The following is a 21954-nucleotide window of genomic DNA, read 5'->3' on the forward strand; positions in this document are numbered from 1 at the left end:
GATTCCTGGGTGCGTTGTGCGGTTTTGAGAGGACGGGTGTGGCTGCACTTCCCACATTTCTTCCGGTTTCCGAAGCCGCCCGCAAGTACGGGTTGGATGAGGCGCATTTGCGCCGACTGATCGAGCGGGGTAAAATTAGGGCTGGAGTGGTAGCAGGTGAAATGGTCGTAAGCGAAGATGAAGTTAGGGTTGAAGCCATCGAACAAAAAGGTCTCCGCAAAGAGGATTTGCCGAAGTATTAGAAGCGTGCCCATCTAAAGGGGAGACCTATTTGGATCGCAAAAGCAGCCCGGGATTACCAAATTCCGCATCCTACAATCATAAAGTGGTTACGGGCTGGGATAATTAATACCCTTGGGAGAGAAGCTAAGCGTTTGTTGATTGATGAAGCTGATGTGGCTTACTGTGCTGAAATTTATCGGAGTCTTTCTTTGCCGGAGGCCCTTTTGGGCGGTTTAAGCGCGTCTTTGTTCAGGCATTGCTGAACAGGAGCAAGCAAAGAGTCAGGCGGGGTTGGGGGTGAACACCAGTCTCATAAAAAGGACGAATTTACGCCATCACCCATTCCTCGGTGAGGAGGGCGGCTTGTTCCAGGACGGTTTGGGTGGCTTTTTCTTGCTTGTCGGGCGGGTAATTGTGCTTGCGCAGGATGCGTTTGATGCGGACGCGCAACTGGGCGCGGACGTTCTCGCGCAGGGTCCAATCGATGCTGACATTGTTGCGCACCGTACGCACCAGTTCGCGCGCAATGGCACGCAGGGTCTCGTCACCCAGGACTTTGACGGCGCTGTCGTTGGTCTCTAGGGCGTCATAAAAGGCCAGTTCTTCTTCGCTCAAGCCGAGTTGTTCACCGCGGGCGTTGGCAGCGCGCATTTCCTTTGCCAGAGCGATCATCTCTTCGATGACCTGAGCGGCCTCGATGGCGCGGTTCTGGTAGCGGCGCAGGGTTTGTTCGAGCATTTCGGAGAAGGTGCGGCTCTGGACCAGGTTCTTGCGGCGCAGGCGGCTGATTTCACCTTGCAGTAACCGCTGGAGCAGTTCCACGGCCAGGTTTTTCTGCGGCAGACCGCGCAGTTCGGCCAGAAAGTCTTCGGAGAGGAGGGAGATGTCGGGTTTGCTCAGGCCCGCGGCGGCGAAGATATCCAGCACGCCCTGGGGGGCAATCGCCTGGGCTAGAATCTGGCGCACGGCGATATCCAGTTCTTCGGATGGGCGGCCTTCGGGCGGCGTGCGCTTGGAAAGGGCGGCTTGCACGCTCTGGAAGAAGGCGACTTCATCGCGGATGCGCAGCGCTTCGTCATGGGGCACGGCCAGGGCAAAGGCTTTGGAAAGGTCACGGGCGGCCTGAATCAGACGCTCTTTGCCGTTTTCCTGGGCGAGGATGTGTTCCAGGGCAGAAGGGAGCAAGTTCAGACGTTCCTGAGGCGTGCCGGTCAGCCAGGGGGTGTAGTCGAAGCCGTGGAACAAGTCGCGGCAGATCTCGTATTTCTCCAGCATCAGGCGCACGGCTTCTTCTTGCGGCAGGGCGGTTTGTCCCTGGCCGCCGCTCTCGGTATAGACCGCCAGGGCTTCCTTGAGTTCCTGCGCCAGGCCGAGGTAGTCCACCACCAGGCCGCCGGGTTTGTCGCGGAAGACGCGGTTGACGCGGGCGATGGCTTGCATCAGGGCATGGCCGCGCATGGGCTTATCCAGGTACAGGGTGTGCAGGCTGGGGGCGTCGAAGCCGGTCAGCCACATGTCGCGCACGATAACCAGTTTGAAGGGATCATTCGGGTCGCGGAAGCGGTTGGCGAGGGCTTCGCGGCGGCGCTTGTCGCGGATGTGCGGCTGCCAGTCGGCGGGGTCGGCGGCCGAACCGGTCATCACCACCTTGATCTGACCGAGTTCATCGTTGGGGTCTTCCCACTCCGGACGCAGGCGCACGATCTCGCGGTAGAGTTCGACGGCAATGCGGCGGCTCATGCAGACGATCATGCCCTTGCCTTCCAGGGCAGCCAGGCGCTGCTCGAAGTGTTCGACGATGTCCTTGGCCAGGAGTTCGAGGCGGCGCGGCGCGCCGACAATCGCTTCCAACTGCGCCCATTTGGTCTTGAGGTACTCCTTGCGTTCAACCTCCTCGCCTTCGGTAACTTCCTCGAACTGCTCGTCAATTTTCGGCTTGAGTTCTTCGGGCAGGGCAAGTTTCGCCAGGCGACTTTCGTAGTAAATCGGCACGGTGGCCCGGTCTTCGACGGCGCGCTGGATGTCGTAGATGCTGATGTAATCGCCAAAGACGGCGCGGGTGTTGCGGTCGTTGAGTTCGAGCGGGGTGCCGGTGAAGGCGATGAAGGAGGCGTTGGGCAGGGCATCGCGCATGTGCCGGGCGTAGCCGTCTATGAAGTCGTACTGGCTGCGGTGGGCTTCATCGGCAATGACGATGATGTTGCGGCGTTCGGAGAGGACGGGGTTGCGGTCGCCTGCTTCTTCGGGCAGGAACTTCTGGATGGTGGTGAAGACCACGCCGCCCGATTGGACGCCGAGCAATTGCCGTAAGTGGGCGCGGCTCTCGGCTTGCACCGGCGCCTGACGCAGCAGGTCCTGACAGCGAGTAAACGTGCCGAACAGCTGGTCATCCAGGTCGTTGCGGTCGGTCAGGACCACGATGGTGGGGTTTTGCATGGCCGGTTCACGAATGACCCGCCCGGCGTAGAAGACCATGGTCAGGCTCTTGCCGCTGCCCTGGGTGTGCCAGACGACGCCCACGCGTTTGTCGCCGGGCTGTCCGCCGGGTTGGGAGCGCGTCAGGTAGCCCGGCCGGTCTTCCTGAACGGCGCGTTGCAGGTTGGCAGCGCGCAGCGTCTCGGCAACGGCAACCTGCACGGCGTGGAATTGGTGGTAGCCCGCCACCTTCTTGACCAGGCGCGAGCGGTCACTCTCAAAGACGATGAAATCGCGCAGCAGAGAGAGCAGCCGTTCCGGCGCGAAGACGCCCTCCAGCAAGACCTGTAGTTCCGGCACGCGCGGCCCGGCGGCGGGGTCGCCGACCGGCGGGTAGAAGTCTTGGCCGGTGATGGTGCGCCAGGGTTTGAACCATTCCCGCCCGGCATCCAGCACGCCCAGGCGCGCTTCCAGCCCATCGGAAATCACCAGCAGTTCGTTGAAGGTGAACAGGGTGGGCAGTTCGGCGCGGTAGGTCTGGAGTTGCTGCCAGGCGGTCCAGATGGTAGCCTGCGCATCGGTGGGGTTCTTGAGTTCGATGATCGCCAGTGGCAGGCCGTTGACAAACAGGACGATATCGGGGCGGCGCGAATGGCAGTTTTCGAGAACGGCCAATTGATTGACCGCCAGATAATCGTTTTGGTGCGGGTTGTCGAAGTCGATCACCCGCGCCTGAGCGCCGCGAATGCCGCCCTCGGCGGCGCGGTATTCGACGTTCACCCCCTCGACCAGCATTTTGTGGAAGGCGCGGTTGCGCGTGAGCAGGTCGGCGCCTTCGGGGTGGGTGAGGCGGCGCCGGGCATCGTGCAGGGCCTCGGCGGGCAGGTGCGGATTGAGGCGCGCCAGGGCATCGCGCAGGCGGAATTCGAGGACGACGGTGGAGAAATCGGGGCGTTCGGCGGCGGGGCCATCGGGGGCGATTTCGTCCCCGTGCCGGATTTGCCAGCCGAGGGCTTCCAGCCAGGCCAGGGCGGCGGATTCGACTTCGGATTCGGTCATTGTGCCCATGCGTCCTCCGGCTCCGGTGTGGTGGCCGTCGGGTTTTCGCGGTCGAAGGCCCAGCGGGCAGGATTGTCGAGGATGTAGCGGCGAATGCGGTTGAGCGCATGTTCGTCACGGACGATGTGCTCGTAGTAGTTGCGTTGCCAGACCGCAACGTTGGCGGTTTGGCGGCATTGATTAATCCGTCGCGCCGAAAACGTTTTGAATTGACGAATGATTTCGGGCAATGCGTGTCGTTTCGGTTTCGCCGTGGTCGTGATGGTAGGGGCGCGGTCCGTGGTGGTGGGGGCGGGTTCCGTGGTGGTAGGGGCAGGTTCCATGGTGGCAGGGGCGGGTTTTGTGGCGGTAGGGGCAGGTTCCATGGTGGTAGGGGCGGGTTTTGTGATGGTAGGGGCGAGGTTCGTGGTGGTAGGGGCGGGTTTTGTGGCGGTAGGGGCGGGGTTCGTGGCGGTAGGGGCGGGTTCTGAACCCGCCCCTACGGTCACGTCGTCCGGGGCATCGGTGATAATCACGATGCCGTGCACGTGGTTTGGCATGACGACAAACGTATCCAATACAATTCCCGTCACATGATTGACCAAATCATGCCATGTGAATTCGACGATCCGGCCGTATTCGTTCAACCGCATTGCCCCATCCACGACCTCACCGAACAAACACGCCCGGTCCTGGGTGACAATGGTGATGAAATAGGCCCCGGCCTGCGAATAATCGTATCCCTTCAGGCGGATGCTACGGCGATGGTGTTTGGTCGGGTCGTATCTCATAGCCCGCGTTCCTTCAAAAACCGTTCGGCGTCCTTGACCCGTATCTCGCCACGGATGAGTTTGGGCAGCAGCGCATCGCGCAGGGCGGCAAGTGCGCTTGAATCCCTAACAGTAGCAATTATCTTATCCCGGAAACCAGCAATGTAATGGCTAAAAATTTCAAGTATAGGCTCTTGGGGAAGTATAATAGAAAGGCGACTCATTTCTTGAGCATTGAGACTGGCTCTTGTTGTCCCCGCTTGTCTGGCCGTTACCATTTCCCAATATAAGTCTGATCGTAACCAATACTGAATATAACGAGAGTAATATGATTTTCGAGGCCTAAATCGAATGAGATAAGATGCAAACACAGCATCTACTTCTTCCTCAACCATTATGCCGTGACCAGGATCAGCCATTCTTGCAATCAGGATATCACCGAAATGCAATTTATATTGTTGCAGCTCTGAATCTGATATTTCACAATATGGTACAGATTCCCACTCAATCCAAGGCAATTTGTTTATATCAGTTATGCGCAAAAATTTTGGACCAACAGGCTGATCCTTTGCAGAGGCAGTGAAACCATATTCTGGCTTGTAGCACAGTTCGCCCAATGTCACCACCTCCCACCCCTCCGGGATCTCGCCGAGTTCGGAGGGGACGAGGCGGTCGGGGAAGAGGTCGGCGTAGGGGCGGGTTGCGAACCCGCCCGTACCGAATCCGCCCGTACCGAACCCGCCCGTACCGGGCAAGCCGGGCAGGGACTGGCCACGCACCCATCGCCCTTCCATTTTGGCGCGCACCGGCTCGAAGTCCACGAACCAGGCTTTGAAGAGTGCCCGCGCCATGGCCTCCAGCGTCTCGCTCATGCGCCGGTTCAACTCGATTTTGTCGTCCAGCGTGCCGAGGATGTGCGCAATCGCGCGTTGTTCGGGGAGGGGAGGCACCGGGATTGTCCATTGCTCAAAAGTCCGGGTTGTTATAGTGTCAAAAACAGTTCCGTACGTTAGTGACCGCATCCAATCAATGCTTTCCCTTAGGGCATAGAATAGAAAATCGCGGTCAAGCCGTTCATCCTTTGGAACGATGGCATAACAAGTTTGATTAAAAGCCATGTCTTGACCAAGTTGGGCCAACTTACCGACAGTGCCGCGAGCTGTGATGACTATAGTGCCCTTGGGAAATAATTTCGCAGCGCTTTCGTGCAGTCCTTTCTCTGTAATAAATTCCTGGGTACAGTATAGGTAGCGACCGTTTGTTGTTGCAATATCACGAGCCGTAGCCCAGGGAATAGTGCCATTCCAATACTCTGGGACATTCCTGCTGGGTGTACCCCCAATAACGACATCAGCCAGGTTGGATATTGGGACTTGTTTCCACTCACTCCCCATACCCCAACTCCCGCAAATTGGCTTCAATGGCCGCGTCCAGGCGCCGGGCTTCGGCCTGCAGGGCGCGCCATTCGGCGCTCAGGCGGCGCATCTTCTGGTCGAAGGGTTCGTCGTCTTCTTCTTTCACGGCCACACCCACGTAACGCCCCGGCGTGAGGACGTAATTGTGCTTGCGAATCTCCTCCAGCGTGGCGGATTTGCAAAAGCCGGGGATGTCCTTGTAAGGACGGGGTTGAAACCCGCCCCTACATGGTTCGCCGCGCCACGCATGATACGTATCGGCAATTTTGCGGATCTCCTCGTCGGTCAGTTCGCGGTGGGTGCGGTCCACCATGCGGCCCATCTGGCGTGCGTCAATGAACAGTACCTGACCACGGCGCTGCTCAGGCTTTCCCCGCCGCAGAAACCACAGGCAGGCCGGAATTTGTGTCGAATAGAAGAGTTTGTCCGGCAGCGCCACCATGCAATCTACCAGGTCGTCTTCGAGGATGGCACGGCGGATTGCGCCTTCGTTGGACTGGTTGGAGGACATCGAACCGTTGGCCAGCACAAAGCCCGCCACGCCGCCCGGCGCCAGGTGGTAAATCATGTGCTGCACCCAGGCAAAGTTGGCGTTGCTCGCCGGGGGAATGCCGTACTTCCAGCGCTTGTCCTCGCGCAGGCGTTCGCCGCCCCAATCCGAGACGTTGAAGGGCGGATTGGCGAGGATGTAGTCGGCGCGCAGATCGGGGAAGCGGTCGTCGTGGAACGAATCGCCGTGCGCAATCTGGCCATCAATGCCGCGAATTGCCAGGTTCATCTTGCACAGGCGCCAGGTGTTGTAATTCGATTCCTGGCCGTAGATGGAAATGTCGGCCCGGGCGCGCCCGCCGTTGCCGTTGCCGGTGGCGTGGGCACGGATGAAATTGATGGACTGGACGAACATCCCGCCGGAGCCACAGCACGGGTCATAGACGCGCCCGCGGTAGGGTTCGATCATCTCGACCAGTAGTTTGACGACGCACTGCGGGGTGTAGAACTCGCCGCCCTTCTTGCCCTCGGCGCTGGCAAACTGCGAAAGGAAGTACTCATAAACGCGCCCCAGAATGTCCTTCTCCTGAGCGGTCTGATTGCCGATGCGGATATTGGTAATGAGGTCAACCAGTTGTCCCAGGCGCTGCTTGTCGAGAGCCGGGCGGGCGTACTCTTTGGGCAGGACGCCTTTGAGGGCCGGGTTATCTCGTTCGATGGCGGTCATGGCCTCGTCAATCACCTGCCCGATTCCTGGCTGCCGCGCCATGGCCTGAATCGCCGACCAGCGCGCTTCGGGCGGCACCCAGAAGATGTTTTGAGCGCGGTACTCATCCGGATCTTCGGGGTCGGCACCTTCGGCGCGCTCGGCCTCCAACTGGGCGCGGTACTCCTCGAAGGCGTCCGAGATGTACTTGAGGAAAATCAACCCTAGCACCACGTGTTTATACTCGGCAGCGTCCATGCTGCCGCGCAGCGCATCGGCGGCGGCCCACAAGTTGCGTTCAAAGCCCAGCGTTGCACCGTTGGAATAGGTTTGGGTCATAGCATCTCCGGTTAGAGGGTTTGTTGATAAGACTGAGTGATGAGTGCAAAGACGGCTTCCAGTTGGTCGGGGGATTTCAACATCACCTCAACATCGCCGGTGCCCCAATGCCCAACCTGACGCACATCACGTGCCAGGTGAAAGGGGTCTTGCAACGATTCCGGCGCAATGTCCAACCAGATTTTTAGTTGTCTGGATTGTACCCACACTTCGCAGAAATTCCTGCCATGCTTGTAAACGACATAGTGTTTGACAGCCTTTTCGGCCACTTCTTCGTCCAAGGCTAGAATCCGTTCGCGTAACTGTTCAAACAGGGCAACTATTTCAGGCGGTTTATCGCGCAAATGGTCCTCGACGTGATATTCCACCAGCAGTTCTTCTTCCTCATCAGCAGGCGCGGCCGCCTCTCGACGGCGCGGCGTCGGGGAAATAGCCGCATAGATTTGTTCCAGATACAGCAAGTCTTGCCCATACAGACGATAAATCCATAACTCGATGTTTGCGCCGATGCGATTGACCGCGTATTTGTCGTACTCGCTGAAATTCTCAGCGATCAGGATCAGGCGTGGGTTGCTCCAGTCAATCTCGATCGCTGTCCCCAACATTTCCTGCGCTTTGAGCGTGAAATCCCCTTTGTGGTCCACCAACCAATCCAGGTAGAACAAACCTTGATTGATGATGTTTTCCCTGCCGGTCTTTTTGAACTCAATGATGGTGGGAGTGCCGTTTTCATCAAGGCCAAGTGTGTCAATCCGTCCGCGCTGGCGGTCGCCGGTTGCAAACTCGGAGGCAAGAAAGCGTACACCGAGCAGAGTTTCACTATTCTGCTCAACCAATTTTTGCAATTGGCGTTCTCTGTCAAATACCCCCGTTGGGATTTGCCGGACACTTCCGTCAGATAGGATGCGATAGAGCGGCATTTTCTCCTCCTGCAGAGATATCAGAAATTTTATGCTTGCCGCAAATCAACCGTCTCCCACCTGAAAATCATCCATTAGGCCCATTGGTAGAAATCTTCAACACAATTCGCCCGCGGTAACGGTCATTTGCGCGGGCGACAAAATTTACTACGATAATATTTGCCGCTACGCGCCGTCACCGCGTAGCCATCTCAGCCTCGCCACAACCACCGGCGGGGCTGAGTTTGTCTCGATTAAGTATATCTATTTCTCAACAAGTTTCAAGCTCACATGACGGCTAATTTCTCTCGCATCCGATACCGTCTCCATCACCGTCAAACCGGTGCGGGTCGGGTGGTAAGACCCGGAATCGACGATAGGGAATATCTGGGCAATCTAAATCAGGGGGTGGAGGTGGAATACAAACATCCGGATAGGATGGGTGACAATTTCCATTGCCGCTACCGCTGCCCGGTGCAGGCAGCAATGGGAGAGGGGCGTAAGTCGGCGTGGGTCTCCAAAGACCTGCTCCAGAAATCTGTGCGGATTGCTGCGCAGAAACAAAAACCTCGGAACAGGCGACATCGGGTGGATAGGTGTAAGCGTAGGCATATCCTTGCCGGACCAATTCATAGTTGACAAATACATCACCGACAAACACATACCTCAACAAGCGATCGTAACGATCGACTTCGGACACATCCTTGACCAGGGTAACTTTTTTACCCTCGACCAAACGCCGATTGGCTTCGGTAGCCTGATAGTAGAAATAATCACCCCGCTCCGGCGTATCTACGCCGATATAGCGAACACGAAAAGTTTGATTACCAATGCGAACGTCAATCGTGTCCCCATCGATAATTCGAGTGACGGTTCCGACTTCGCGTTTGGTGTTTTTTGGAACACAAGATACCGGTGGTAAGGTCACCGTGGGGGTGGGTGTAACGGTAGGTTTTGGCGTGATCGTGGATGTGAAGGTTATCGTTGGGGTTGTGGTTTCCGTAAAGGTGGCGGTAATTGTCGGTGATAAAGTAATCGTTGGTGTGGTGGTCTGTGATGGTGTTGATGTAATGGTGAAGGTCGGTTTTGCGGTGTGGGTTACGGTCGGGGTGGGGTCGGGTATAAGGTAACTTGTCGCCAGGGAAAACAGGCAGCAAGACACCGCAATCCCAAGAAATCCGAATAACATCAGGATGGGTTTTTTTAGATGCCGACCACTCATCTTGCCAAGTTCGTTCGGATTTCGTTGATTTGCGTGATGAATAATTTTTTGCTAGGATGAATTCAAGAAAATCATTTCATCGTGCCCGAATCACAACCTGGCCGAAGTTCTTAGAGAATGGACTTGCCGACGCCGCTTCTGACCGCTGGCAAGTTGCTGGCGTTCCCAAATCGGTAAAAATTTCTTGCAAAAGTCATCGACATTGTAAAACAACTCGAGGAATCTGTCCATTGAGGGGCTCTTTCATCTTCAATTTTGGTTTTAGCAACGAAAGGTTGCTCTCCGGTATGGAGACCCTGAACCTATCCTCAACTTGCTCTTAATGCCATTGGTAGCAATCAGTGACATGCACCTTGACCTTTATGTCTTTGAAAGCTCGGTGATGCAATCTTACCTCTGATGAGTTGTGCCTTAATTACATTCTTTTCAACAATGATGACATGCCAAACTCTACCCCCAAGCATAAATACTTCATCGGGAGTTCCAGAAATTTTCCCAATTCCTATACCCGAAGCAATGTCAATTACCCTATAACTTTGAGGGTCCGGAATATTTGAATGGATACGTCCTTTTTGGCCTAAATCCGATAATTTTGTAGAGGCAAAGAATTGAGTATGCTGATATTCGATCCATCCTTTATTCTTCAGCTCGGAGAGGATAAGTTTTGAAGATTTCTCAGAGCACAACAGAGAAAGAAGTTCCAAGATCGATTCTTCATCTACCCCATTGGGGTTTTGATACAGGAATGAAAAAATCTGTTGCACTACTACAGATATATCAGGTTCATAATTTTCGTTGGGCAATTCACCAGAAATTGCAGCATTGAACATAAGGCGCATCATATTTTTTCTTGTGATTTTGTAATGGCCACTACATTTACGACACCTTGTCTACAATTTCCTCGATCAATGCGCTGAAGGAGTGATGAAATACTCCAAGGAAGTTCATAGAGGACGATTAGATCAATGTCCTCAATATCAATTCCTACCTCTAGTGTTGATGTGGCGACACAAACAGCCACATCTGCTTCCTTCATGATCATTTCGACTTCTTCTCGAGCCTTGCGAGAAAGATTGCCATGATGGGATAAAACAGGATAGGGATGCCACAACCTGGTAAGTTCAGCTGCTACGGTCTCGACAGACTCCCTCATATTACAAAAAATAGACATTTATACCAGCCATTTTTTAGCAAAAAGATATACCTCCTCAAGCGAATTCAAGAAATAATAATTTATTTCTCTTTGATCGGATACCTTTAGTACTTTGAATTCTCTTGCATGTCTCTTAGCAATCTGCTCTGGGGAAAAAACAATGTTGCCGAAAGCATGCAAATAGAAAAATGACAGATGATCTGCTGGTGTTGTCGGATTGGCTAATGAGTTATGGCATCACATACGTCGCCATGGAAAGCACAGGTGAGTATTTGGAAGCCGATCTACAATACCGAGGAAATGGCAGAACTTGCTTAAGGGCCGACGTAGCCCATCTTCCCGGCCTGAGGATGGGCGTTTCGGTGGCATCCCCGATTACAAACTCGGCGTCGGGCTGAAATAGCCACCGTAACAGGCTTTGCGGCTTGCTCTGCTGCAAGCTGCATGGGAAACCTCCTTTGCTGGGATTATTTTGTCAAACCTATTATCCAGCAATGGGGGCTTCTTCGTTTGTCCGATTTCATGCCTGAACTTCAGAATTAATACTTGACTTTGGGAATTCTTTTGCTATAATATTAATCGATAGTGAAAATTCTCTCATTAATGAAATAATTTTCAATAATTTGTTCCCTATGGCGCGACCTAAACAAGAAGAAGACCCGCGACTGCTTACAAAAGTTAGCAAGCTCTACTATGAAGAGGGCTTGAATCAAGACGAAATCATGACTCGGCTACAGCTCTCGCGCTCTAAGGTTTCGCGATTGCTTAAGCGTGCGAGAGATAGGGGAATTGTCAAGATCACTGTTGTGCCCCCACCGGGTCTTTTCCCTGATCTTGAGGCGGAATTGGAAGAACGGTACCACCTAAAAGAAGCCGTTGTAGTCGAGGTCCGTGATCCTCAATCTCAACCTCTGGTTTCTCGTGAACTGGGAATAGCGGCAGCCAACTATCTTATACGGACATTACAAGATAATGACGTAATTGGTGTTTCCTGGGGCACGACACTTAGTCATATGGTGGCGGCCTTGGAACCCCGTCCAGCAAATGGAGTCCATGTGGTGCAGATTATTGGCGGTCTTGGTCCTTCTGAGTCTGAGGTTCATGCCACTGATTTGTGCCGGCGGCTGGCTCAACTTCTCCAATGTCGGCTCACGCTCCTACCAGCCCCAGGTATTGTGGATCATGGAGAGGTCAAGGAAATTATCCTCTCGGATAGCCATGTTCGTCATTGTTTTGAACTCTTTTCCCGCATTACTGTGGCCTATGTCGGTGTAGGCGCCCCGACCCCTGATTCAGTCATAATGCGCGACGGCTCGATTATTACTCAAGAAGAGTTGGACGCTCTTCTACAAAAAGGAGCAGTTGGCGATATTGCTTTGCGTTTTTTTGATGCCTTCGGTCGCCCGGTTTTGTCTGAGTTGGACGAGCGGGTTATTGGCATTTCTTTAGAGGAGTTGCGTCAAATAAAACGCGTCGTCGGAGTGGCTGGAGGTCCGAAAAAGGTTGAGGTACTCCGGGGTGCTCTCCGGGGTGGTTTGATAAATGTGCTAATCACTGATCATGTGACTGCATATCAGTTGGTGAGGTAGCGTTTCAATGACAGATGCGCAAACTTTGTCGCCAGACACAATTATTGCTTTAGCTAAAGAGGTCATCCAGCGTGAAGCAGAAGCAGTGGCTTCATTGACCTCTCAGTTTGACCAAAGTTACGTAGAGGTTGTTCGGGTAATTCTGGCCTGTGAAGGGCATGTACTGGTGGCTGGGGCTGGTACTTCACATGCTGTTGCTTATCGTTTGGCGCACCTGCTTTCGTGCTGTGGAACACCGGCTCTCTTTATTCACCCGGGCGATGCCCAACATGGTGGAGGAGGGGCTGTTACGGCTCGGGACGTTCTCCTTCTAATTTCAAAAGGAGGTGAAACCCAAGAGATCAACAATTTGGCACATATTGCTCGACAACGCGGAGCAACGGTTGTTGCAATCACAGAGAATCTGGGTTCAACTTTGGCGCAACTCAGCGATTATGTCGTGCGTGTAAGTGCTCCCCCTGATGTTGATCCTTATGGAATGATTGCCACCGGGAGTTCGTTGGTCAATGCGGCTTGGGGAGATGCTTTGTGTGCTGTACTTCTTAACCTCCGAGGTTACACCAAAGAGGAATTTGGTAAAACCCACCCTGGTGGTGCCGTCGGTAAAAAACTTAGCGAGCAAGGCATTCTATAACGGGCAGATGAGCTTATGAAAGCAGCGTTTCTTACGAGTGTGATGCGGTTCGAGATTCGGGATATTCCCTTACCAGATTGTCCCGAAGACGGGATTATCTTGAAAGTTAAAGCCTGTGGTGTCTGTGGTTCGGATTTGCGTCGTTGGCGTGAAGGCCCCATGCTAAGCAGTATCCCTCCGATCCCAGGCCATGAGATAGCCGGTGAAGTGATTGCTATTGGAAAAAACATCACCGACTATACGATTGGCGAACGCTTGGCTGTGGCCCCCGATATACATTGCGGTAATTGTTATTACTGTGAACAAGGGCTTTATAACCTATGTGATAATCTGCGTTTGATCGGCATAACTCCAGGGTATGATGGGGGATTTACGGAGTACATGGTACTGACTGGCGAGATTCTCAGAAATGGCATAGTGCATCGTGTTCCGCCTGGGCTTTCCGACCTGCAAGCAGCACTCGCAGAACCCGCCAGCTCAGTACTGGCAGCCCATGAGCGTGTTGGTACAAGCCTCGGTGATACTGTGCTGGTAATGGGGGCTGGCCCGATTGGGTGCTTGCACGTCATAGTTGCTAAGGCTAGAGGGGCACGGGTATTGTTATCAGAACCCCATGCTGGGCGTCGACAACGAGGTGAGGTGTTTGGGCCCGATGGAATCATAGATCCTTCGCAGCAAGATGTGGTGGCTCAGGTCCGAGAGATGACGGATGGGCGTGGTGTGGACATTGTGATTTGTGCTAACCCAATTGCCGAAACTCAAACACAAGCGGTTGAGGTGGTACGTAAAAGGGGACGGGTTGTTTTGTTCGGTGGTTTGCCTAAGGATCATCCCATGACGGTACTTAACGCCAACTTGATCCATTATGGCGAAATTCAAGTTGTGGGTTCGTTCTCTTACCACCCGATTTTTCACCAGAGGGCTTTAGATCTGATTAAGCAAGGAGTAATCCCTTCCGATAAACTCATTACCCACACTTTCTCACTTGACCAGATAAATGAAGCCTTTCAAACAGCAGCTGGTGGAGATGCACTAAAGGTGATCATTACTTTTGAAACTGGAGCAGCATCATGATTGGACTCTACAAAGATCTTGAAGACATTGCCAAGGCAGGTAAAAGTGTGCGAGTTGGTTTGATTGGCGCCGGTCAGATGGGCACGGATGTGGTAGCCCAAACCACCATGATGAAAGGAATTGAAGTTGTAATTGCAGCAGATATTGACCTCCAGCGAGCCAAAGAGGCTTATCGTATTGGACAGGTGATTGGTGAAGTGGTTGAAGCCCGCACTCCAGCAGAGGCAGATGCCGCAGTTCAGGCAGGTAAGTTTGTGGTAACCCGTGATTATCGTGTGGTTACTGACATGCAGAGTGTGGATGTGGTGTTGGAAGCCACAGGCGTGCCCGAAGTAGGCGCTTCTGCAGCGTTGCGGGCAGCACGCAAAGGGCACGACTTGGCGATGATGAATGTGGAGACCGATATCACGGTAGGTCCAATTTTGAATTGGTACGCTTCTCAGAAAGGGGTATTGTACGCCTTGGCTGCTGGCGATGAACCGGCTGCGTGTAAGGAACTTTATGATTTTGCCAGGGCGTTGGGGTTCACCATTGTGGCAGCAGGAAAGGGAAAGAATAATCCATTAGATCGTTACGCCACTCCCACCGATCCCGCAATTATTCAAGAAGCATCGCGACGCGGGTTGAGCCCTAATATGCTGATAGAATTCATAGATGGCAGTAAGACCATGATCGAGATGGCTGCGGTCTCTAACGCCACCGGCTTGGTACCGGATGTTCGTGGAATGCACGGTCCCCACGCAACGCGAGACACTCTCAACCGCGTCTTTACCTTGAAGGAAGATGGTGGGGTCCTCAATAAGATGGGTGTGGTGGATTATGGTATTGGCCCTATTGCCCCCGGTGTATTTGTGATTGTGCGCACGGATCACCCTCGTTTACGTGAGGCTTTAATCTTACGAGATATGGGAACCGGTCCTTACTACACCCTGTTCCGGCCTTACCACTTGTGTAGCATTGAGGTTCCACTAACTTGCGCATTGCTTGCCATCCGACGTCAATCCAACATGATGCCCATGGATCGTCTGGTTTCTGAAGTTTTTGCAGTCGCTAAACGTGATCTCTTTCCCGGTGATGTACTGGATGGAATTGGTGGGACTAGCTTTTATAGTCTTATTGACACCTATGAACAGGCCAAGGCAGAGTGCATGTTGCCTATCGGATTGGCAAAAGGAGCTCGCGTTCTTCGTCCTATCGCCAAAGGTCAACCGATTTCTTGCCATGATGTTGAAATAAAACCCTCAATGATTTACCAGTTGCGTCAATTGCAAGATGCCTGGTTTGAGAAACGTATTTCTGAGGGTGATCTTTTGCTGGCTGTTGATCAACTTGCTAGTGAACCGATTGAATAACCCAGGAGGAGGAAAAAATGAGTCAGGCAACCCTTGCGGTCATTGTTGGTAATCGTGATTTCTTTCCCGATAGGCTTGTTACAGAAGCGCGCCGAGATATTCTGGCCTTGTTCAATGAGCTAGACATTGAACCCGTCATTTTAGATGAGAATGAGACTAAATTTGGCTCAGTGGAAACATACGCTCATGCGAAAGCATGCGCTGACTTGTTCCGCAAGCACCGTGATCGGATTGATGGGGTGTTGGTTACCTTACCTAATTTTGGTGATGAAAAAGGGGTGGCTGACACGATTAAGCTCTCTGGACTTGAGGTGCCCATCCTTGTTCAAGCATACCCAGACGATTTGTCCCAGTTTACGCTGGAACGGCGGCGTGATGCTTTTTGCGGGAAGATTTCGGTTTGTAACAACCTACGTCAATATGGTTTCCCGTTTTCCTTAACTCGCCTCCATACTGTTAATCCGCTAAGTGAGAGTTTCAAAGAAGACTTGCTTCGTTTTGTTGGAGTTTGCCGGGTGGTAAAAGGTCTGCGCAATGCACGTCTGGGAATGATAGGGGCGCGGCCCAATGCTTTTAACACGGTGCGTTTTAGCGAGAAGTTACTCCAAGCGTTTGGGATAAGCGTCTCCACTATTGATCTCTCAGAGATCTTTGCAGCAGCCAACAAATTAGCAAATGACGATCCTATGGTTCTGGCCAAACTTGACGAAATTCATGCTTATGCGAAGACCGAAGGAGTGCCCGGGGGTTCGCTTGTTCGAATGGCAAAACTTGGGATTGTGATATCGGATTGGATGCGTGAAAACGATCTTCAGGCAACGGCCATTCAGTGTTGGAATTCGGTGCAAAGGAACTTTGGCGTCAATGTATGTACATTGATGAGCATGATGAGTGAGAAGCTAATGCCAAGTGCTTGTGAGGCTGACATAACGGGCGTTCTTTCAATGTATGCTTTGCAATTGGCATCAGGCCGTCCAAGCGCCTTGGTGGATTGGAATAACAATTACGGCGATGATCCTGACCGCTGCGTCTTCTTCCACTGCGGAAACTGGGCAAAATCTTTCTTGCCTGATATTGCTGTAAAAACTGCTGAAATACTGGGAACTACTTTGGGAGAGGAGAACACCTATGGTGCTGTAGCGGGACGAGTTCCCGCAGGTCCGGTTACCTTTGCCCGGATCACAACCGATGACTTCAATGGGTTGATCCGTGCATATGTGGGTGAGGGTGAGTTAACGGATGATCCTCTCGACACATTCGGAAGCCGTGCAGTAGTGCATGTCTCGAACCTTCAAAAACTGCTTCAATACATTTGCAAGAATGGGTTTGAGCATCACGTTGCCATGAATGGTTCTCATGTAGCCGCGGTTCTTGTCGAAGCGTTTGAAACCTATTTTGGCTGGGATGTATATCACCATCAGGGTTAACGCGGTATGTATTTGATGGGATTAGACATAGGCACTACAGGTTGTAAGGCGAGCCTGTTTCGCGAGAATGGCGAGCTTGTGGCTGTTTCCCGTCGGGAGTATGAGATTTTGTTTCCGGCGCCCGGCTGGGCTGAACAGGATGCTGAAAATGTTTGGAGGCTTGCACAAGAATGCATTGTGGAGGTGATCCACACATCTAAAGCATACCGAGAAATAACGGCTATAGGACTATCAGTGCAAGGCGAAGCAGTTATACCGGTGGATGTAAATGGGAATGCGCTTCGCAATGCCATTCTGGGTATGGATACCCGTACAAATGAGCAAAATCGCTGGCTTGAGGAGCGTTTCGGGCGCCATGAGTTATACTCCCGCACCGGTATGCCAATTCACACCATTAATACCCTGCCCAAGTTGGTGTGGTTGAAAACTCACGAGCCTCAAACTTGGCAGCAGGCATACCGGTTTGTCCTTTATGAGGATTTTCTCATTCAAAAAATGACAGGACGGTGGGGGCTTAGTCGCTGCCTTGCTTCTCGTACCCAGCTCTACGATTTGCAAGAAGGCGAATGGTCCGAGGAGATTCTTTCGGCGATTGAATTAGAACCTGTCCGTCTCTCCCCCCTATATGACTCTGGCACTGCTGTGAGCACGCTACGCTCGGAGTTAGCAACTGCGTGGGGTTTGTCTAACCAACCTCTGGTGGTGACGGGAGGGCACGATCAGGCTTGTGGAGCCCTTGGGGTAGGCCTGGTGAGGCCCGGTTTATCTATGGTCTCTAGTGGCACAGCCGAAGTGGTTGAAGTGGCATTAGAGAAGCCAGCATTAGGGGAAGTGCTAGAAAAAGCAAACATCTCCTGTTATGTGCATCCCATACCAGGTTTATATTTGGCCATGACACTTAATCATAGTGGTGGTTTGCTACTTCGCTGGTTTCGGGATGCGTTTTGTGCCGATATCAAGGCGGAAGCCATCGCGCGTGGAGAAGACGCATATGATCTGATTTTCGGCAATTTGCCGGATTCTCCCTCTCCACTTTTGTTGCTGCCTCACTTCTCAGGTAGCGGGACACCGTGGATGGATACCACTTCGAAGGGGGCCATCCTGGGACTCACATTTTCGACCACTCGCGCAGATGTTGCTCTGGCTATTCTGGAAGGGTTGACATATGAATTGAACCTAAATTTGGAATTGCTGCGTGAGGGGGGTGTGATTATCAAGGAACTGCGAGCTATAGGTGGTGGAGCACGTTCAAAGCGCTGGCTTGAGTTAAAGGCTAACGTCACTGGTATTCCGGTTTTGGTTCCGAAAGTAACGGAGGCTGCGTCGTGGGGTGCTGCCTTATTGGCTGGAAAAGGGGCTGGCGTCTTTACAGATTTGACGCAAGCGGCCGAAGCCACCCTTGAGTTTACCAACCGCTATGAACCGAATCCCGAACAACATGTTGCTCATGCTCGCCATTATGCTTTGTATAAAGAGCTCTATCCTACGCTGATTCCCTTGCTAAGTCGAATCTCTGGAGGAAACCCGTGAGGGAAGTGGTTTTTTCTCAAGATGATGCGCGAGTAAGAACCGATGCCGCACTTAAGCGGGAGCGAGTTCGAATGTGGCTAGAGGAGCATGGGTTGGATGGTGTGATCATCTCTCGCCGAGATCAGTTTGCCTGGATAACCTCTGGAGGAGATAACCGTGTCTTAAACATCAGTGAAATGGGCGTTGGGCATGTGGTTATCACACCCACCCGGCATTATTTATTGGCGCACTCTATGGATGCCCTGCGACTGTTTGAAGAGCAAGTACCTGGGCAGGAGTATGAATTGGTAAGTCTTTACTGGTTTCAAGGAGATCCTCGCGTTGCTGCACGTGATCTGATTGGGGGGAGATGGGCATCCGATACTCCTCTTGATGGAGCAGCCTTTGATGCCCATCAATCCTTAAGCCTTTTACACTATCCTTTAACTGACCTTGAGATGGCCCGTTGCCGTTGGCTGGGAGAACAGGTAGGAAAAATTCTGATCCATGTTGCGCAATCAATTCGCCCTGGCGAAAGTGAGGAGGAAGTAGCATACCGTCTTCAGGTGGAATGCCTGAAGCTTGGTATTGAGTTAGATGTTTTGATTGTGGGGAGCGACGAGCGAGTCTTTCGATACCGCCATCCCTTGCCCACAACCAAAAGAATAGACCGATACGTGTTACTGCATCCGGCTGCACGGCGGTGGGGGTTACATGCCAATATCAGTCGAAGCCTGTATTTTGGCACCCCATCTGAAGACATTCGGCGCGCTTATGAAGCAGTTGCAACTCTTGAGGCTTGTTTGCTGAGTCAACTCAAGCCGGGGTTGTCGTTTGGCGAAATATTTGAATGGCAGAAACAAAAATATGCAGAGTTGGGTTTTCCAGAGGAATGGAAAAACCACTTTCAAGGAGGGCCAACGGGGTATTTGGTGGTAGATGCTTTGCGGTGTATGACCTCTACCCAGACGCAGATCAATCAGGCCTACGATTGGTTCATCACTGTGACAGGGGCAAAAGTAGAGGAGCTGGTTCTACTTTCCGAAAATGGAGTAGAAATTCCCTCCTTTCAATCGCCATGGCCATCGTTTAGGCCCAAAGCATCTTGTGACGGGGTTAGTGTACCCGATTTGTGGCAATTTTAGATGGATTAGACTATGTTATTGGCAAATGGCAGTACTTGTTTAGCATTGTTAGAAATAATAGGGGGTTACCGCAAGGCTTATCGGATTGGTATGTGGCCGATCACTCCCCGTCTTTGCATTTGGCGTTTTATGAGAGAAAACCAGAGTGGGCATCGAAAGGAGGTGAGGTTATTTGCCTGATAAGAATTTGATATCTCAGATTTCTAAACCCACTTGCAGAATCTCCAATTAACCCATTCTAGAAAGTAGGAGAAGAGAATCATGAAAAAGTTAATGTCTTTTGTGTCACTCCTTGTACTCCTGACACTGGTGTTGGCAGCCTGTGCACCGGCAGCCACCCAGGCCCCTGGCGAGCCTCAGATTATGGAAAAAACCGTAGTGGTTGAGAAAACGGTAGTGGTCAAGGAGACCGCGGAGAAGAAAATCACAATTGGCTATGGGGCGCCTGAATTGAGCGGAGGCCAAGGCGTAATCATGAATGGGATGGTCACAGGAGCCCAGATGAAAAATTGGGCAGTTGTGACCACGAATGCTAACTTCGACGCATCAGCCCAGGCCAACCAAATTGACTACTTCATTTCGCTAGGGGTAGATGCCATTGTGGTTGTCCCTGTTGATAGTCAGGCTATCTGTGCTTCGGTCAAAAAAGCTAAAGACGCGGGTATTCCGTTTTTCACCATTGACCGGGCGCCGATTGGTTGTGAGATCGACATGACTGTTCAATCAGACAACTACATGGCTGGCAAGCAGTCAGGCGAAGCAATGGTCAAATTGCTGACTGAAAAATATGGTGAACCCAAGGGTACTGTGTTGGAGCTCCAAGGGGATTTGGGCCAGAATGTTGCCCAGTTGCGTGGGGCTGGCTTTAATGATGTGATTAAGAATTATCCGAACATCAAGGTAATCTCTAAACCCACTGAATGGAAAGCCGAAAAATTCTCACAGGCCACTCTGGATGTGGTATCAAGTGAGGCGATTGACGGCATCTACATGCATTCCGACTGCGTAGGCGTCAAAGTTGTACTGTCTGCACTCGAGCAACTGGGCAAGAAGTTCAAGGCTGGTGAGGAGGGTCACATCATCCTGACCGGCGTAGATGCATGCCCTGATATGCTCCAGGCCATTCGTGATGGTTATGCCGATCAGGCTTCAAGCCAGCCGCTTCCCGATTTTGGTGTGGTCATTGCTGATTACATTGAAAAGGTGCTCAAGGGCGAGCCAATTACCGAGGGAGAGGTGGTGAAGGAAGGCGCTCCGTGGTCCCCTGCACGTATCGTGAAGACTGACACTGGCTTCATGATGAATTTGGCAACCACAAGCGTCACCAAGGACAATGCGGCTGACCCTACTTTGTGGGGAAACCAGGCCAAATAAGGCTACAGAATGGTTGTGCTATGGGCGGCAGTTATTGCCGCCCATAGCACCCAAGGAGTAAACCGGCGCCCTATTTTCTAGCGATTGTTAAGAGGTTCGGTCAATGAAAAAAGATAAGTTATATGATATCTTCTTATTTATCGTTGACAACTTAATTTGGGTTTTCGTGGTCGTTGCTCTTTTGGTATTCTCTTTAATCTCTAAAAACTTTTTTACCCCTTTTAACCTGGTTAACATTCTTTCGCGCGTTGCTCCACTGGCATTGCTGGTAATCGGCCAATCCTTTACGCTTATCACTGCCAATTTTGACCTCTCATCTGAGTCCACGATGGGCTTTACCGCCATGGTGGCAGCACTCTTGCTGGCTAGTCAAAAAAATGGCGGACTTGGACTAGAAATCAACCCCTTTTTAGGGATTCTAATAATGCTTTTGGTGGGAGGAGCAATCGGGGCATTTAATGGCATTTTCATTACCCGATTTGGGATGAACAATTTCATCATGACAGTAGCCATGCTGATGATCCTGAGAGGTGCTACTTACGCAATTTCTCCCGGAAAAAGCGTTAATTTTCTCCCTCCTGAATTCGATTGGTTAGGGGGAGGGGCTTTGTTTCGCATTCCTTCCGGCGATGGCAAATTCTTGGCGGTACCTGTTTCTATGTTCTTTGTCATTGTAGCTTTTATTGTTGCTCACATTGTGACGAAATACACGCGCTTTGGGCGGGATATGTACGCGGTCGGATCAAATCGTCAGGCTGCTGAGGCGGCCGGGATTGACTCCAAACGAATTGTTACAATCGTATACATTATCAGTGGTTTATGTGCCGCATTAGCTGGTTTATTAGACGCAGGACGCATGGATAGCGCTACGCCTCGAACGGGAGCAGGGTTGATTTTCCCTGTTCAGGCAGCGGCTGTGATTGGTGGTATTAGCCTGTTTGGCGGACGCGGCAACCTGATCGGTGCCTTTGGGGGAGTGTTATTATGGGGCATTCTTGATACTGGTCTGAATATTGCTAAGGTCTCGCCTTTCTGGATTGAAGTCAGCCGAGGGGCTCTACTACTCTTTGCGATGTTCATTGATGCCCTTAAGGTTCGCTATCTCCGTAGGATGGCGTTACGAAAGGTGTTGGCTGCTTCTACGATTGGATTGAAAGATCCACTTCTCCAGGTGGAGTGATT

Annotated in this window: 19 protein-coding genes; 10 read left to right on the top strand and 9 right to left on the bottom strand. The window is 52.2% G+C overall.

The window, feature by feature from the left end; genetic code table 11:
• Positions 1-38 precede the first annotated feature (38 nt).
• Positions 39-242, top strand: a complete 204-nt coding sequence (locus SE15_RS13795) for a MerR family transcriptional regulator (protein WP_054522702.1) — start codon at positions 39-41, stop codon at positions 240-242.
• Positions 243-549: 307 nt separating this feature from the next.
• On the opposite strand, the gene SE15_RS13800 is transcribed toward SE15_RS13795, so the two are convergent.
• From SE15_RS13800 to SE15_RS14840, 9 genes are all read right to left on the bottom strand, one after another.
• Positions 550-3705 carry a type I restriction endonuclease subunit R gene (locus SE15_RS13800; RefSeq protein ID WP_054522703.1) on the bottom strand — a complete coding sequence of 1052 codons (3156 nt, stop codon included), beginning with the start codon at positions 3703-3705 and terminating at the stop codon, positions 550-552.
• Positions 3693-4466, bottom strand: a complete 774-nt coding sequence (locus SE15_RS13805) for a transposase (RefSeq protein WP_054522704.1) — start codon at positions 4464-4466, stop codon at positions 3693-3695. The genes SE15_RS13800 and SE15_RS13805 overlap by 13 nt, the downstream gene beginning before the upstream one ends.
• Positions 4463-5839, bottom strand: coding sequence for a restriction endonuclease subunit S (locus SE15_RS13810; protein ID WP_054522705.1), 1377 nt, complete (start codon positions 5837-5839; stop codon positions 4463-4465). Before SE15_RS13810 ends, SE15_RS13805 begins: the two co-directional genes overlap by 4 nt.
• On the bottom strand, positions 5829-7394 hold the full coding sequence (locus tag SE15_RS13815; RefSeq protein WP_054522706.1) for a class I SAM-dependent DNA methyltransferase: 1566 nt from the start codon (positions 7392-7394) through the stop codon (positions 5829-5831). The genes SE15_RS13810 and SE15_RS13815 overlap by 11 nt, the downstream gene beginning before the upstream one ends.
• An 11-nt stretch (positions 7395-7405) precedes the next feature.
• Entirely contained in the window at positions 7406-8314 is a 909-nt protein-coding gene (locus SE15_RS13820; RefSeq protein WP_054522707.1) for a DUF5655 domain-containing protein, read from the bottom strand.
• 277 nt (positions 8315-8591) lie between these two features.
• Complete coding sequence (locus SE15_RS14400; RefSeq protein WP_201778119.1) at positions 8592-9515, bottom strand: thermonuclease family protein; 924 nt, start codon at positions 9513-9515, stop codon at positions 8592-8594.
• Between the two features lie 338 nt (positions 9516-9853).
• Positions 9854-10345: a hypothetical protein gene (locus SE15_RS13835; protein ID WP_054522710.1), complete on the bottom strand. Its 492-nt coding sequence runs from the start codon at positions 10343-10345 to the stop codon at positions 9854-9856.
• 8 nt (positions 10346-10353) lie between these two features.
• Positions 10354-10686 carry a helicase-related protein gene (locus SE15_RS13840; protein WP_054522711.1) on the bottom strand — a complete coding sequence of 111 codons (333 nt, stop codon included), beginning with the start codon at positions 10684-10686 and terminating at the stop codon, positions 10354-10356.
• Between the two features lie 296 nt (positions 10687-10982).
• Positions 10983-11114 (bottom strand): hypothetical protein, encoded by a 132-nt coding sequence (locus SE15_RS14840; protein WP_269082282.1) that lies wholly within the window; start codon positions 11112-11114, stop codon positions 10983-10985.
• Positions 11115-11300: 186 nt separating this feature from the next.
• Between SE15_RS14840 and SE15_RS13845 the strand changes: the two genes are divergently transcribed.
• The 9 genes from SE15_RS13845 to SE15_RS13885 all read left to right on the top strand — a co-directional run bounded on the left by SE15_RS13845 (position 11301) and on the right by SE15_RS13885 (position 21952).
• Positions 11301-12257 carry a sugar-binding transcriptional regulator gene (locus tag SE15_RS13845; RefSeq protein WP_054522712.1) on the top strand — a complete coding sequence of 319 codons (957 nt, stop codon included), beginning with the start codon at positions 11301-11303 and terminating at the stop codon, positions 12255-12257.
• A gap of 7 nt (positions 12258-12264) precedes the next feature.
• Positions 12265-12891, top strand: a complete 627-nt coding sequence (locus SE15_RS13850; protein ID WP_054522713.1) for a KpsF/GutQ family sugar-phosphate isomerase — start codon at positions 12265-12267, stop codon at positions 12889-12891.
• Positions 12892-12906: 15 nt separating this feature from the next.
• Positions 12907-13965 (top strand): alcohol dehydrogenase catalytic domain-containing protein, encoded by a 1059-nt coding sequence (locus SE15_RS13855; protein WP_054522714.1) that lies wholly within the window; start codon positions 12907-12909, stop codon positions 13963-13965.
• Positions 13962-15317, top strand: a complete 1356-nt coding sequence (locus SE15_RS13860) for an NAD(P)H-dependent oxidoreductase (protein ID WP_152965647.1) — start codon at positions 13962-13964, stop codon at positions 15315-15317. Before SE15_RS13855 ends, SE15_RS13860 begins: the two co-directional genes overlap by 4 nt.
• Before the next feature lie 17 nt (positions 15318-15334).
• The gene (locus SE15_RS13865; protein ID WP_054522715.1) at positions 15335-16744 is read left to right on the top strand and encodes an L-fucose/L-arabinose isomerase family protein; all 1410 of its coding nucleotides are present in this window, start codon (positions 15335-15337) and stop codon (positions 16742-16744) included.
• Between the two features lie 6 nt (positions 16745-16750).
• Entirely contained in the window at positions 16751-18274 is a 1524-nt protein-coding gene (locus SE15_RS13870; RefSeq protein WP_054522716.1) for an FGGY-family carbohydrate kinase, read from the top strand.
• Entirely contained in the window at positions 18271-19398 is a 1128-nt protein-coding gene (locus tag SE15_RS13875) for a M24 family metallopeptidase (RefSeq protein ID WP_152965648.1), read from the top strand. Before SE15_RS13870 ends, SE15_RS13875 begins: the two co-directional genes overlap by 4 nt.
• A 261-nt stretch (positions 19399-19659) precedes the next feature.
• Entirely contained in the window at positions 19660-20772 is a 1113-nt protein-coding gene (locus tag SE15_RS13880; RefSeq protein ID WP_054522718.1) for a sugar ABC transporter substrate-binding protein, read from the top strand.
• 103 nt (positions 20773-20875) lie between these two features.
• Entirely contained in the window at positions 20876-21952 is a 1077-nt protein-coding gene (locus SE15_RS13885) for an ABC transporter permease (RefSeq protein ID WP_054522719.1), read from the top strand.
• Positions 21953-21954: the final 2 nt, after the last annotated feature.

It is taken from the genome of Thermanaerothrix daxensis, assembly GCF_001306145.1.
Classification (GTDB): domain Bacteria; phylum Chloroflexota; class Anaerolineae; order Anaerolineales; family Anaerolineaceae; genus Thermanaerothrix; species Thermanaerothrix daxensis.